Annotated in this window: 10 protein-coding genes; 8 read left to right on the forward strand and 2 right to left on the reverse strand. The window is 68.1% G+C overall.

What is annotated here, in order from left to right; all coding sequences use genetic code 11:
* Nucleotides 1-123 precede the first annotated feature (123 nt).
* The 6 genes from MYMAC_RS30130 to MYMAC_RS30155 all read left to right on the forward strand — a co-directional run bounded on the left by MYMAC_RS30130 (nt 124) and on the right by MYMAC_RS30155 (nt 7,767).
* Complete coding sequence (locus MYMAC_RS30130; RefSeq protein WP_095960567.1) at nt 124-879, forward strand: type 1 glutamine amidotransferase domain-containing protein; 756 nt, start codon at nt 124-126, stop codon at nt 877-879.
* Between the two features lie 37 nt (nt 880-916).
* Complete coding sequence (locus MYMAC_RS30135; RefSeq protein ID WP_239989098.1) at nt 917-1,825, forward strand: helix-turn-helix transcriptional regulator; 909 nt, start codon at nt 917-919, stop codon at nt 1,823-1,825.
* A 155-nt stretch (nt 1,826-1,980) separates the two neighbouring features.
* Nucleotides 1,981-4,248, forward strand: coding sequence for a family 2 encapsulin nanocompartment cargo protein terpene cyclase (locus MYMAC_RS30140; protein ID WP_095960569.1), 2,268 nt, complete (start codon nt 1,981-1,983; stop codon nt 4,246-4,248).
* A 27-nt stretch (nt 4,249-4,275) separates the two neighbouring features.
* On the forward strand, nt 4,276-5,685 hold the full coding sequence (locus MYMAC_RS30145; protein ID WP_095960570.1) for a family 2B encapsulin nanocompartment shell protein: 1,410 nt from the start codon (nt 4,276-4,278) through the stop codon (nt 5,683-5,685).
* A 35-nt stretch (nt 5,686-5,720) separates the two neighbouring features.
* Nucleotides 5,721-7,121 carry a family 2B encapsulin nanocompartment shell protein gene (locus tag MYMAC_RS30150; RefSeq protein WP_013938105.1) on the forward strand — a complete coding sequence of 467 codons (1,401 nt, stop codon included), beginning with the start codon at nt 5,721-5,723 and terminating at the stop codon, nt 7,119-7,121.
* Between the two features lie 223 nt (nt 7,122-7,344).
* Entirely contained in the window at nt 7,345-7,767 is a 423-nt protein-coding gene (locus MYMAC_RS30155) for a hypothetical protein (RefSeq protein ID WP_013938104.1), read from the forward strand.
* Between the two features lie 58 nt (nt 7,768-7,825).
* Here the strand turns inward: MYMAC_RS30155 and MYMAC_RS30160 are convergent, their stop codons facing one another.
* The gene (locus MYMAC_RS30160; RefSeq protein WP_095960571.1) at nt 7,826-8,440 is read right to left on the reverse strand and encodes a TetR/AcrR family transcriptional regulator; all 615 of its coding nucleotides are present in this window, start codon (nt 8,438-8,440) and stop codon (nt 7,826-7,828) included.
* A gap of 58 nt (nt 8,441-8,498) precedes the next feature.
* Between MYMAC_RS30160 and MYMAC_RS30165 the strand changes: the two genes are divergently transcribed.
* Complete coding sequence (locus MYMAC_RS30165) at nt 8,499-8,927, forward strand: VOC family protein (protein ID WP_013938102.1); 429 nt, start codon at nt 8,499-8,501, stop codon at nt 8,925-8,927.
* A 36-nt stretch (nt 8,928-8,963) separates the two neighbouring features.
* On the opposite strand, the gene MYMAC_RS30170 is transcribed toward MYMAC_RS30165, so the two are convergent.
* Nucleotides 8,964-11,060, reverse strand: coding sequence for a TadE/TadG family type IV pilus assembly protein (locus MYMAC_RS30170; RefSeq protein ID WP_095960572.1), 2,097 nt, complete (start codon nt 11,058-11,060; stop codon nt 8,964-8,966).
* Between the two features lie 952 nt (nt 11,061-12,012).
* Between MYMAC_RS30170 and MYMAC_RS30175 the strand changes: the two genes are divergently transcribed.
* Nucleotides 12,013-12,654: a DUF6585 family protein gene (locus MYMAC_RS30175; RefSeq protein ID WP_239989099.1), complete on the forward strand. Its 642-nt coding sequence runs from the start codon at nt 12,013-12,015 to the stop codon at nt 12,652-12,654.
* The last annotated feature ends 10 nt before the right edge of the window (nt 12,655-12,664 follow it).

Raw genomic sequence — 12,664 nt, forward strand, 5'->3', positions numbered from 1 at the left:
GCCCAGCTCGCGCTCGCATGCCTCGCGGGCGCACTGGGCTGCGCCACCGCGCCGACGCACCAGGTCATCTTTCCTTCCGCGGAGCGCCCCTCCGCGGAGGCGCATCCCCCCGGGAGCGTCCTCATGGTCCTCTCGGCCGCGTCGGAGCAGCAGCTCGCGGATGGGAGCACGCGTCAGACGGGCGTCTTCCTGAACGAGTTCTATGAGCCCTACCGAGCGCTCATCGACGCGGGCTACGACGTGGTGGTCGCCACACCCCAGGGCCGTGCACCGGCGTTCGACCCCGAGGGCATGGACCCTTCGTATTGGAAGGAGCACCCCGAGGCGCTCGCCGAAGCCCAGGCGCTCGTCACGCAGCTCCCCCAATTGCGCACACCGCTGAACCTGTCCGAGGTCCGCGCGCGCGCGGACGACTTCCAGGCGCTGCTCATTCCAGGAGGACAGGGTGTCATGGTGGACCTGCTCGATGACGCGGACCTGCACGGCCTGCTCATCCACTTCGGAGCCTCGGACCGTCCCGTGGGGCTCGTCTGTCATGCCCCGGCGCTCCTCACGCGGATGCCAGCGCAGCAGAACCCCTTCGCGGGCCGGAGCGTCACCTCGGTCTCCGGCTTCGAGGAGTGGTACATCGAGACCTTCGTCATGGACGCACGCGCCAAGGTTCGCGGGATTGGAGACCAGCTCGACGACGCCGGCTACCGCCATGAGACGGCGCTCCCGGGCCGCTCCCACGCCATGCGGGATTGCAACCTGGTGACCAGCCAGAATCCATTCTCGGGTGCCGACTTCAACGCGCACTTCCTCGCCGCGCTGAGCGACTGGCGCAACGCGGGCCGCTGCGCCGCGGACACCGACGAGCCACCGCGCGCCTCGCGCTGACCCGGAGCCGCCAACCATGGGCGTGGACCAAGGCAGCATGACGAGCCCGTCCCTGAACGCCCTGCTGAAGGCGGCCGTCGCGCGGACCTACCCGGAGATTCCGACCGAGGGGCGCGACAAGGTCACCGTCCTCCAGGCCGTCATGGATGCCCATGGCTGGCGCCCCGTGCTGGAGCTCGGCCGCGAGCTGCGGGCCCTCGCGTCCCATCCCGTCCTCCGGGCGCTCGTCGCGGGGCCCACGCCCCGGCACGCCGTGGAGCGGTGGACCACCCTGGAGCGCTTCCTCCACTCCCGCCACCGCACGCAACTGCTCTCCCACGACCTGGCCCGCGCTCGGATGACGTTGCGACATGTCGCCATCGACGGCGGGACGATTCTCACCATCAACGACCTGTTCATCTGGGGGGTGCTCGTCGCGCTCCTGGAGACCGCGGGCGTCACAGAGCTCTCCGTCACGCTCGACGCCGGAGGCGAAGCGCCCATGGCCATCCATGGCCCCGCCCGGGTGGACGACACGCGGCGCCTGCCCGCCACCACGAACGTGGCGACGTTCCACTGGAGGCCTGGGAGGCCCCTCCGCATCCAGGCGCCCGCCACGCCGCGCGAGGACGCCCCCCGCGAGGTCCGCGAGCGGCTCGAACAGGTGATGCGGGAGGACCTGCTGCACCCCTGGACGCTCGAGGAGACCGCGCAGCGGCTCGCCCTGTCCCGCCGAGGACTCCAGCGCGCCTTGCAGCAGGAAGGGACCACCTTCTCGCAAACCCTTCAACGCGCCCGCGTCGGCGCCGCACACGCGCTGCTGGCGGACGCGCGCCTGACGCTCACGGACGTCGCCTTCTGCACCGGGTTCTCCGACCAGGCCCACTTCACGAGGACGTTCCGCAAGTACAACGACGTCCCGCCCTCCGCGCTGCGCGAGCTCGTGCTCACCCGTCCGCGCCGCTGACGCGCCACGGCGAGCAAGGCACTCACGGCGAGGCGGCAGAATGAATTCCCAGGCGGGAATCAACATTTTCATCTAAAGTGGGAAATTCAATAATTGCCTAGAATACAGTTCAATCCAAAACTATAACGCCCCGCTGAGTTCACAGAGGGGCGTCCATGGGTACGGCGAAAAGCAAGCAGCCATTCGAACTGCCAGACTTCTACGTTCCCTGGCCGGCGCGCTTGAACCCCCACCTCGAAGGCGCCCGGGTGCACTCCAAGGCATGGGCGCGCGAGCTGGGAATCATTGGCCGCCCGAAGGATGGCAGCGCTCCGGAAATCTGGAGCGAGGCGAAGTTCGATGCCATGGACTACGCCCTGCTCTGTGCCTACACCCACCCGGAGACACCGGGCCCGGAGCTGGACCTCATCACGGACTGGTACGTCTGGGTCTTCTACTTCGACGACCACTTCCTGGAGCTCTTCAAGCGCTCCCAGGACATGGTGGGCGCGAAGGCCTACCTGGACCGGCTGCCGTTGTTCATGCCGCTGGACCCGGCGGCCACGCCACCGCCGCCCACCAACCCCGTCGAGGCCGGGCTGTTGGACTTGTGGAACCGCACCGTCCCCAGCCGCTCCATGGCGTGGCGGCGCCGGTTCTTCGAGCACACCAAGCACCTGCTGGACGAGTCGAGCTGGGAGCTGAACAACATCAGCGACAGCCGCGTCTCCAACCCCGTTGAATACATCGAGATGCGGCGCAAGGTGGGCGGGGCGCCCTGGTCCGCCAACCTGGTGGAGCACGCCGTCTTCGCCGAGGTCCCCGACCGCATCGCCGCCAGCCGCCCGATGCGCGTGCTGAAGGACACGTTCTCCGACGCGGTCCACCTGCGCAATGACCTGTTCTCCTACGAGCGGGAGATTCTGGAGGAAGGTGAGCTCTCCAACGGCGTCCTGGTGGTGGAGAAGTTCCTGGACATCTCCCCGCCGCGCGCCGCGCACCTCGTCAACGAGCTGCTCACCTCGCGCCTCCAGCAGTTCGAGAACACCGTCTTCACGGAGCTGCCGCCGCTCTTCGCCGAGTTCGGGCTGAACCCGGTGGAGCAGGCGCAGGTGCTCACCTACGTCCGCGGGCTTCAGGACTGGCAGTCCGGCGGCCACGAGTGGCACATGCGCTCCAGCCGCTACATGAACAAGGGCTCGGGCGGCGCGGGCGGCTTCTTCCTGGGCCCCAACGGCCTGGGGACCTCCGCGGCGCGGCTGCCGCGGTCGCCCACGGCCCTGGGGCTCACCCGCCTCAAGAACTTCTCCCACGTGCCCTACCAGCCCGTGGGCCCGGTGAAGCTGCCGAAGTTCTACATGCCGTACTCCACGAAGCCGAGCCCCCACCTGGACGCGGCGCGGCGGGAGTCCAAGGCGTGGGCGCGGCGCATGGGCATGCTGGAGGTGCTGCCTGGCGTCCCCGGCGGCTACATCTGGGATGACCACAAGTTCGACGTGGCCGACGTGGCGCTCTGCGGCGCGTTGATTCACCCCCACGCCACCGCGGCGCAGCTCGAGCTGTCCGCCTGCTGGCTCGTCTGGGGCACCTACGCGGACGACTACTTCCCCGCCTTCTACGGGCACACCAGGGACATGGCCGGCGCCAAGGTGTTCAACGCCCGGCTGGCGCTGTTCGTGCCGGAGGACGCCAGCGCGGAGGTCCCGCCCCCCACCAACCCGGTGGAGAAGGGCCTGGCGGACCTGTGGGCCCGCACCACGGAGGGCGTGACGCCCGACTCGCGGCGCCTGTTCCGCAAGGCCATCCTGGACATGACGGAGAGCTGGCTGTGGGAGCTGGCCAACCAAATCCAGAACCGCATCCCGGACCCCATCGACTACGTGGAGATGCGGCGGCAGACGTTCGGCTCGGACCTCACCATGAGCCTGTCCCGCCTGGCCCACGGCGACGCGCTGCCGCCTGAAATCTTCCACACCCGGCCCATCCGCAGCCTGGAGGGCGCGGCGGCGGACTACGCCTGCCTCACCAACGACGTCTTCTCCTACCAGAAGGAGATTGAGTTCGAGGGCGAGCTCAACAACGGCGTGCTCGTCGTGCAGCGCTTCCTGGACCTGGACCCGGCGCGGGCCGTCTCCGTCGTCAATGACTTGATGACCGCCCGGATGCAGCAGTTCGAATACATCATCGCCAACGAGCTGGAGCCGCTCACGCGCAACTTCAACCTGGACGGCCAGGCGAAGGAGAAGCTGCGCCAGTACGTCCAGAAGCTGCAGCAATGGATGAGCGGCGTGCTCATCTGGCACCAGACGGTGGACCGCTACAAGGAGCCCGAGCTGCGCGCGTCCCGCAAGCTGGCGCCGCGCCTCTCCTCGGGCCCCACCGGCCTGGGCACCTCCGCCGCACGCATCGCCTCCCTCTTCAGCAACCTGCGCTCCGGCGCCTGACCTTCCCTCCCAATCGAAAGGCCCATCATGTCGAACATCCTCAAGCCGGGCGGTGACTCCGAGCAGTCCCAGTTGAGCCTGGGTACGGCCGCGGCGCGCCAGCTCGCCACCACGACCAAGTCCGTCCCGCAGATGCAGGGCATCTCCTCCCGGTGGCTGCTCAAGCTGCTGCCCTGGGTGCAGGTGTCCGGCGGCGTGTACCGCGTCAACCGCCGGCTGAGCTACGCGGTGGGTGATGGCCGCGTCACGTTCACCACCACCGGCGCCAAGGTGCAGGTCATCCCGCAGGAGCTGTGCGAGCTGCCCCTGCTGCGCAGCTACGACGACGTGGAGGTGCTGACGGCGCTGGCCAACCGCTTCGAGCAGAAGACGTACAAGGCCGGAGAGGTCATCACCGAGGTGGGCAAGGAGGCGGACTGCATCGTCCTCATCGCCCACGGCAAGGTGAACATGATTGGCGCCGGCAAGTACGGTGACGCCACCGTGCTCGGGGTGCTGGCGGACGGCGACCACTACAGCTACGAGGCGCTGCTGGAGTCGCAGGACTACTGGAAGTTCACCGCCAAGGCCGTCACGGCGTCCACCGTGCTCGTGCTCCAGCAGTCGGACTTCGAGGCCGTGGTGGCCCAGGCCCCGTCGCTGCAGAAGCACGTCGAGCGCTTCAAGGCCCGCGCGAAGAAGAAGCAGGACACCACGGGCCAGGCGGAAATCGAGCTGGCCGCCGGCCACTCCGGCGAGCCGGTGCTGCCGGGCACCTACGTGGACTACGAGACGTCGCCCCGCGAGTACGAGCTGAGCGTGGCCCAGACGGTGCTCCAGATTCACACCCGCGTGGCGGACCTCTTCAACGAGCCCATGAACCAGACGGAGCAGCAGCTCCGGCTGACCATTGAAGCGTTGAAGGAGCGCAAGGAGCACGAGGTCATCAACAACCGCGACTTCGGCCTGCTGCACAACGCCGACCTCAAGCAGCGCATCCACACCCGCCACGGCCCGCCCACGCCGGACGACATGGACGAGCTGCTGGCCACCGTGTGGAAGGAGCCGTCCTTCTTCCTGGCCCACCCGCGCGCCATCGCCGCCTTCGGCCAGGAGTGCAGCCGCCGGGGCATCTACCCCACCAGCGTGGACTTCAACGGCAACATGGTGCCCGCCTGGCGCGGCGTCCCCATCTTCCCGTCCAGCAAGATTCCCGTCAGCGAGTCGCGCACCACGTCCATCATGCTGATGCGCGCGGGTGAGAAGAACCAGGGCGTCGTCGGCCTGCACCCGGGCACCATCCCCGACGAGGTCGAGCCCGGCCTCAACGTCCGGTTCATGGGCATCAACGAAAAGGCCATCATCAACTACCTGGTCACCACCTACTTCTCCGCCGCCGTCCTCGTGCCCGACGCGCTGGGCATCCTGGAGAGCGTCGAAATCGGCCGCGGCGACTAGCCCTCCCCTGGCTCGGACGACGTGAGAGGTCTCACATGGCGAACTTCATGAAGACGGGCGGCGACGACACGCCGCGGTTGAGCCTGGGCACGGCCGCCGCGCGCCAGCTCGCGACGACGACCAAGACGGTCCCGCAGATGCAGGGCCTCACCCCGCGGTGGCTCCTGCGCATGCTGCCGTGGGTGGAGGTGCCGGGTGGCGTGTACCGCGTCAACCGGCGCCTGAGCTACGCGGTGGAGGATGACCGCCTCGTGTTCAGCAACATCGGCGCGAAGGTGCAGATCATCCCGCGGGAGCTGCTCAAGCTGCCGCTGCTGCGGGGCCTGAGCGGCGACGACGAGGTGATTTCCGCCCTGGCCAGCCGCTTCACCCAGGCGGAGTTCAAGGCGGGCGACGTCATCGTCGAGGAGGGCAGGCCCGCCGAGCACGTCTTCCTGCTGGCCCACGGCAAGGCGCGCAAGCTGCGCGCGGGGCCGTACGGCGCCCCCGTCACCCTGGACGTGCTGGCGGATGGCGACCACTTCGGCGACCAGGCCGTGGCGGAGTCGAACGACGCCTGGGGCTACACCGTCAAGGCCACCACGCCGTGCACGGTGCTGTCCCTGCCGCAGCAGGTGTTCGAAGAGCTGATTGCCCGGTCCGCCACGCTGCGCGCCCAGGTGGAGCGGTTCCGGGAGCGGCTGAAGAAGCCCCAGGACAAGATGGGGCAGGCCGCCATTCCGCTGGCGGCCGGCCACTCCGGAGAGCCGCCCATCCAGGGCGGCTTCGTGGACTACGAGCTCGCGCCCCGCGAGTACGAGCTGAGCGTGGCCCAGACGGTCCTCCGGGTCCACACGCGCGTCTCCGACGTCTTCAGCGACCCCATGGACCAGACGGAGCAGCAGCTCCGGCTGACCATTGAAGCGCTGAAGGAGCGGCAGGAGCACGAGCTCATCAACAACCGCGACTTCGGCCTGCTGCACAACGCCGACCTCAAGCAGCGCCTCCACACCCGCCACGGGCCGCCCACGCCCGATGACCTGGACGAGCTGCTCAGCCGGCGCCGCAAGTCGCGCTTCTTCCTGGCCCACCCGCGCACCATCGCGGCCTTCGGCCGGGAGTGCACCCGCCGGGGCGTCTATCCCACGCCCGTGGACGTCCAGGGCACGCCGTGCATGGCCTGGCGCGGCGTTCCGCTGCTGCCGTGTGACAAGATTCCCATCACCGAGCAGCGCACCAGCGCCATCCTCGTGCTGCGCACCGGCCAGGAGGACCAGGGCGTCATCGGCCTGCGCCACACCGGCCTGCCGGACGAAGTCGAGCCCGGCCTCTCCGTGCGCCGCATGGACGTCACCGACAAGGCCATCACGAACTACCTGGTCAGCACCTACTTCTCCGCGGCGCCCCTCATCCCCGACGCGCTGGGCGTGCTGGAGAACGTGGAGCTCGGCGCCTGAGGTTTCAATGGACGGCACGGCGGGCCCGGGCGCGAGCTCCGGGTCCGCCGGGTCGCCTGAAACATTCGCATGCGTCGCTTTCAGGTTCGGCGGGACTGAAGAATTCCGCCAATGAGACGGGCTGAGACACCCGCGTTGTCCTGTTTGGCGTGGACGTGACTTGGCGCAGCGGTGAAGGCGTGGTTGTTTCCGCGCGTCCCTTCACCCCTGAGAGGTTTTCCCCATGCGGAACATCTTCGCCACGACGGCCGCCCTCGCTTCCCTCCTGCTGATGGGCCCGGTGGCCTGTGGTAGCAGCACGCCCGAGCAGACGGAGCCGACCACCGAGCAGCAGCAGAGCCTGAAGGCCACGGGTACCGGCTGCAGCGCCGACTCGGAATGCGCCAGCGGCCTGTGCTGGACGGAGGCCGACTCGTACCCGACCTACAACCCGTATTGGATTCGCGCGGACAGTTGCACGGAGGAGTGCAGCGGCCCTGGCGACACGTACTGCCGTGAGCTGGCGGAGGAGTACAACGCGCCCTACCCCGAGCGCGCCCGCTGCATCAGCGCCCGCGGCGTCTACGACAACAACCCGTATGACCACTCCGTCTACCTTTGCGACATGGTGGCCGTGGGCCTGGGCAAGGTCCACTGGGTGGAGTAGCCACATCATCGCCGTCGGCCGCCTGGAGGGGCTCACGCTCCAGGCGGCTGTCGTCTCTTCATCCGTCAGCGGGCGGACCGGGTGGATTCAGAGCGGCGCCCGCGATGACACGCTCGATGAGCGCCAGCATCGCGGCGCGGTAGGTCCTGGCGTCCCCGCCGCTGCTGATGGCCAACGCGGCGCGGTCGAAGGCGGCGGACAGCAGGCTGGCGAGCGCGGGCAGGAAGGGCCCCTCGCCCAGCACGGCGGCGAGCCCCTCCCTCAATGAGCCCGCGGCGGTGGCGTCATCCAGCGCCATCATCTCCGCATGGCCGAACACCGCCGGCCCATCCACCAGCAGCAAGCGCGTGCGGCCGGGGACAGCCATCGCGTCGAGATAGGCCAGGCTCCCAGCGATGAGCGCCTCGCGCGCGTCCAGCCCTGGCGGCGTCGCCGCGTCGATGGCACGCCGCAGCTCGGCGAATTCCCGTTCGAGCACCGCCCGCAGCAGCGCCTGCTTGTCCTCGAAGTGGTGGTAGAGCGCCCCCCGCGTCACGGCGGCGGCGGCCACCACCTCCGGCGTGGACGTCTGCGCGTACCCCTTCTCCACGAAGAGCGCCCGGCTCGCGCTCACCAACGCCTGCCGCGTCGTCGCGCTCCGCTCATCATTGCTTCGCCGTCCCTTGCGCTGCATACATACAGTCTGTATGTTACTGCATCGAAAGGCAAGTCCACGGCAGAGAGGGAGCCCCATGAAAATCACCAGCTACTACCCGGTCATCATGACGAACGACGTCGCGGGCACGGCGGCGTTCTACACGGCGCACTTCGGCTTCAGCCCGCGCTTCACCAGCGACTGGTACGTGCACCTCCAGTCGGACGAGTCCGAGCACGTCGCGCTGGCCATCCTCGACGGGCGGCATGAGACGGTGCCCGCGGCGGCTCGGGGCACGGTGGCGGGGACGATTCTCAACTTCGAGGTCGAGGACCCGGACGCCGTCTACCGGGACGTGCAGGCGGCCGGCCTCCCCATCCACCTCCCGCTGCGGGACGAGGACTTCGGCCAGCGGCACTTCATCACCTCGGACCCCAACGGGGTGCTCATCGACGTCATCAAGCCCATTCCGCCGAGCGAGGCCTTCGCCAGGCAGTACGAGGCCAGCGCGCTGCCGGTCGGCTGAGCGCCCGGGGCGTCCGCTGGCGCTCGCGGACCGGGCTCAGTGCGTGACGATCTTGGGCGTGATGCCTCGGAGCGGTCCGGGCAGCGCGTCCAGCATGCCCCCCAGCGCGGGCAGGGAGTGGCGGCCCTGGTACACGGAGGCCAACCGGGGGCGCCAATAGGGATTGAAGAAGTTGGGCTGCTCCGCCCAGTTGCCCGGCCGGTGGTAGTAGGCCTGCCCGCGGGAGATGACGTTGAGTCCCTCCACCATGCCGAGGAACTTCTTGCGGTTGTTCATCATCTCCAGGCCCTCGCTCTCCGGTGAGAAGGCGAAGGACACCTTGCCCTGGGTGTTGAGCAGGGCCGGCGCGTTGGAGCCGGCGCCATCCGCGTTCTCACGGTTGATGACCTGGTCCGGCGACTTGTTCAGCGCCACCCAGGTGGAGGGCTGGTTGAAGTCCGCCGTGCGTGGCGCCGCCTGGCGCATGTTGGCGTTGGCGGCCGGGTTGCACACCGAGCCGAGCTGCCCTGGCTCGAAGTGCATGAAGGGCACGAGCCCCGGCCAGCGGTGGTTGCCGTCCTGCACGGGCCGGACGTTCGCCGCGTAGACGCTTGCATGCAGCCTGCAGTCGCCAATCCTCACCACGCAGATCTCCGTCTCGTGGATGCCATAGCGGCCCTCGCGCCCCTCGGGCTTCACATAGCCGCCCCAGCGCCGGTCGAAGTTCGAGTAGTTCACCCGCCAATGGAGCCCTCCGCGCCGGCGGCCACTGTCCACGTCATTGAGGGCCCAGATGCTCGTCTTCATCATGTGCCGGTAGGGCAGCCGGGCCCGGTTGTTGTCACCCTTGCCCCGGCGGTTGTCGCCAAAGCACTTCCAATAGTCGTCGTCCTTGGTGCAGGCGAGCGGGTTGTCAATCTTGAAGCGGCCGCTCCCCTCCTCGGCGGGCCCGAGGTTCAGCCAGTACGGGTCATCCGAGCCGAGATTGTCCCCCTGGGCCATCATGCCCCACGGGTTGAGGTTGTCATTCCAGTCCCGGATGTAGTTCCGCCCGTTGTTGCCGGGGCCCTGCCCGGCGCGGAGCGTCCTCGCGTTGGGAAAGGTCGAGGAGAGCATGCGCGTCTGGCCAATCTTGCCGAACTGCATCACGCCATCGATGTCCACCCCGTCGCTGAGGAAGTCCTTCAAGAAGCCGAGCATGTCTGGAATCGGCAGGAGGTCCCCCAGGCGGCGGTTGGTGACGAAGCCCTGCGGGCACTCCAGCAGGCCTCCTGACGACGCGGTGTCACAGGCATACCGGGTGGCGTTGGTGATGCCGCCCATGGAGCGCTTGGCCCGGGCAACAGGGTCGTCCCGCTCCCGCTTCGTCACGTCCAGCGCACCGAGCGGGTTCTTCCAGGACGTGGGATTGAGCGGGCTGCCTCCCGCATGGGGGCTGTGCGCCTGACTGAACAGGCACTGACTGTAAGCGCCTGTCGCCAACTGGCTCATCATGGAGTCGACGTTGCTGTCGTTCGCGTTGACCACCGTCTGGGTGGACTGCACCACATGAGTGGACGCCGACAGCATCACCGCCTGGGAAGCGAAGTACATCACCCCGTTCAGGATTCGATGCGCGGGGATGATGCGTCCTCCGATGACCTCGTCCGGGTTGATGCCGCTGGTGCGCCGGATGGCCGCCTGCACGCCCCGAAGGAAGGTATTCCGGTAGAGCGTCATGATGCTGCTGACCACCCGGAGCAGGGGCCCGACGATGGGCACGAGCTGCAAGAGCGGACAGACGAACATCCAGTAGCCGGACGGCGAACCCGCGCACGGATTCAGCGTCCGCATGACGCCGTAGAGGTCCGTCAGGAACGCCTCGGCCGAGTAGATGAGCGACAGCAACGACTGCCACATCATCGCCGACACGTAGTGTGACACCTGCGTACGGTTGGCGTATGCGTAGAAGTTGAAGGCCCGGGCCTCCATGGCCGCCATGGAGTACGCCGCCGCGTCCGCCGTGTTCTGGAGGCGGATGCGCTCATGCACGGTGTGGCCGATGTTGACGGTGGCCAGCACCGCCAGGGACATGACCAGCACCATCAACGCCGCGAGCACCAACGCCTGCCCTTCGTTGCGGCGGAAACTCTGACGGATGCTCCGGGTCAGCATGAAGGCGGCTCTCCTCGCACGGGGGTGCGCAATCCCAGAGGACCCTGACCTGCCGAGCGCGGTCTACGTACAAACCCTTACGCGACAGCGGATGCTCCAGCATCCGTCCCAGGAACCCTCGACCCTATGACAATGAATGGCACCCGGCAAGACACCACTCCGTCTGCTCATTTCCAAACAGGCATGAGTGGCATCACGCGCCACGCTCCGGCATGCCGCTCGCCATTCCATCGAATGTCTGACATGCCCATCGGCAGGGGCTGGCTTCGCGAGCGCAGGCCAATTCGCTGCCCCTGAGTCGCCGAGCCATGACGCCTCGCGGCGGAAGTGAAGCGGCACCCCGGAGCGCTCGTGAAGGCACTCAACGCGCCGGGCCCAGGGCAGCCCCTGAGGTCCGCCCCACCGGCAAGCACGGTCAGCAACGGAGCTCCGGGCGCTGGCGGTTGCACGGACCTCCCCGCCCGGAGCGGTGGTCCCCAGGCCGTCGGCCGGAATGCCCCCCCCCCCGGCCGCCCCGCGGCGAGGCGCGGGCGGCGTCACCTCGCCCCCGAATACACGAAACTCACGGATATCACCGCGCCGGGCCGATGAACGCCCTGCGCCTGCCCGCGCCACGGACTCCTGCAACCCCGAGCCGGGCACGGAAGGCTGTGATTCACGCAGTCTCAAACAAGGCCCTCTCACCCCTTGAGAGCGGCGACTGTTTCTCGAATTCGCCACACCCGAGCACCCCAGAACAGCACGCCGCGTATGGAATTCTTGCAACTTGGTACACCTCATCCCTACTCGGAGCGTGATGGCGAATCTCATCGAAAAGACACACGCGATTGTCTATAGGACCACGCACTCTTCACGACGATGACGGAGGCTCCGCCTGAAGCGCGCGCACATCCGGGTATTTCCCACGCACGACCTGTACTGGCTCGCCGCTGGCTTCCTCCTGATTTACGTGGTGGCCGCGGCGTTTCTCTCGTTCGGCTCGATTTACCTGCTCCCACGGGACTTCATCAAAGGACTCTTCCGCGCGCAGTCCGCGCCCATCGCCCTGCTGGCGGGCATCCCCTGCGGCCTCTACTTCATCTTCTGGCGGGCCAGCGATGTCTTCGTCTGGCTGCGCTCACCGCCCATGCTGGAGGTGGACGAGGAGGGGCTGCGCGCTGGCGGCACGCGAATCGCCTGGCGGAACGTGAACAGCATCACCTCGGTGCAGGATGACGACCGGCTCGTCCTGCGTCACCGCGGGGGGACCTACCGGCTGCGGCTGAACCTCTGGACGGACGCGGACGAGCTCCACGACCACGTGACGCGCCACACCGTCAACGTGCTGCTCCCTGGCGTGCACCGGCAGGTCAATGCCGGCAAGGCGGTGAGTTTCGGGCCACTCACGCTCAGCGGCGCCGGACTGACGCACAAGAAGAAGCTGATGCGCTGGGACGACATCGAGAGCATCCGCTTCCAGGACGAGCTCGACAGCGGTGTCTCCACGCGCGAGCTGGTCATCGCCGCCCAGGGCCGGCCGCTCAGGATTGACGAGGCCCGCATCACCAACGCGCCGGTCCTCCTCGCCTACCTGTCACAGCGGCTGGCCCGCTGACCTTTCTCTC

The organism is Corallococcus macrosporus DSM 14697 (assembly GCF_002305895.1).
GTDB lineage: Bacteria > Myxococcota > Myxococcia > Myxococcales > Myxococcaceae > Myxococcus > Myxococcus macrosporus.

Excerpts from the sequence above, each read along its gene's own strand:
- MYMAC_RS30145 (WP_095960570.1), top strand. The coding sequence starts at position 4,276 with ATGTCGAACATCCTCAAGCCGGGCGGTGACTCCGAGCAGTCCCAGTTG.
- MYMAC_RS30165 (WP_013938102.1), top strand. The coding sequence starts at position 8,499 with ATGAAAATCACCAGCTACTACCCGGTCATCATGACGAACGACGTCGCG.
- MYMAC_RS30130 (WP_095960567.1), top strand. The coding sequence starts at position 124 with ATGGTCCTCTCGGCCGCGTCGGAGCAGCAGCTCGCGGATGGGAGCACG.
- MYMAC_RS30155 (WP_013938104.1), top strand. The coding sequence starts at position 7,345 with ATGCGGAACATCTTCGCCACGACGGCCGCCCTCGCTTCCCTCCTGCTG.
- MYMAC_RS30140 (WP_095960569.1), top strand. The coding sequence starts at position 1,981 with ATGGGTACGGCGAAAAGCAAGCAGCCATTCGAACTGCCAGACTTCTAC.
- MYMAC_RS30170 (WP_095960572.1), bottom strand. The coding sequence starts at position 11,060 with ATGCTGACCCGGAGCATCCGTCAGAGTTTCCGCCGCAACGAAGGGCAG.
- MYMAC_RS30135 (WP_239989098.1), top strand. The coding sequence starts at position 917 with ATGACGAGCCCGTCCCTGAACGCCCTGCTGAAGGCGGCCGTCGCGCGG.
- MYMAC_RS30160 (WP_095960571.1), bottom strand. The coding sequence starts at position 8,440 with ATGCAGCGCAAGGGACGGCGAAGCAATGATGAGCGGAGCGCGACGACG.
- MYMAC_RS30150 (WP_013938105.1), top strand. The coding sequence starts at position 5,721 with ATGGCGAACTTCATGAAGACGGGCGGCGACGACACGCCGCGGTTGAGC.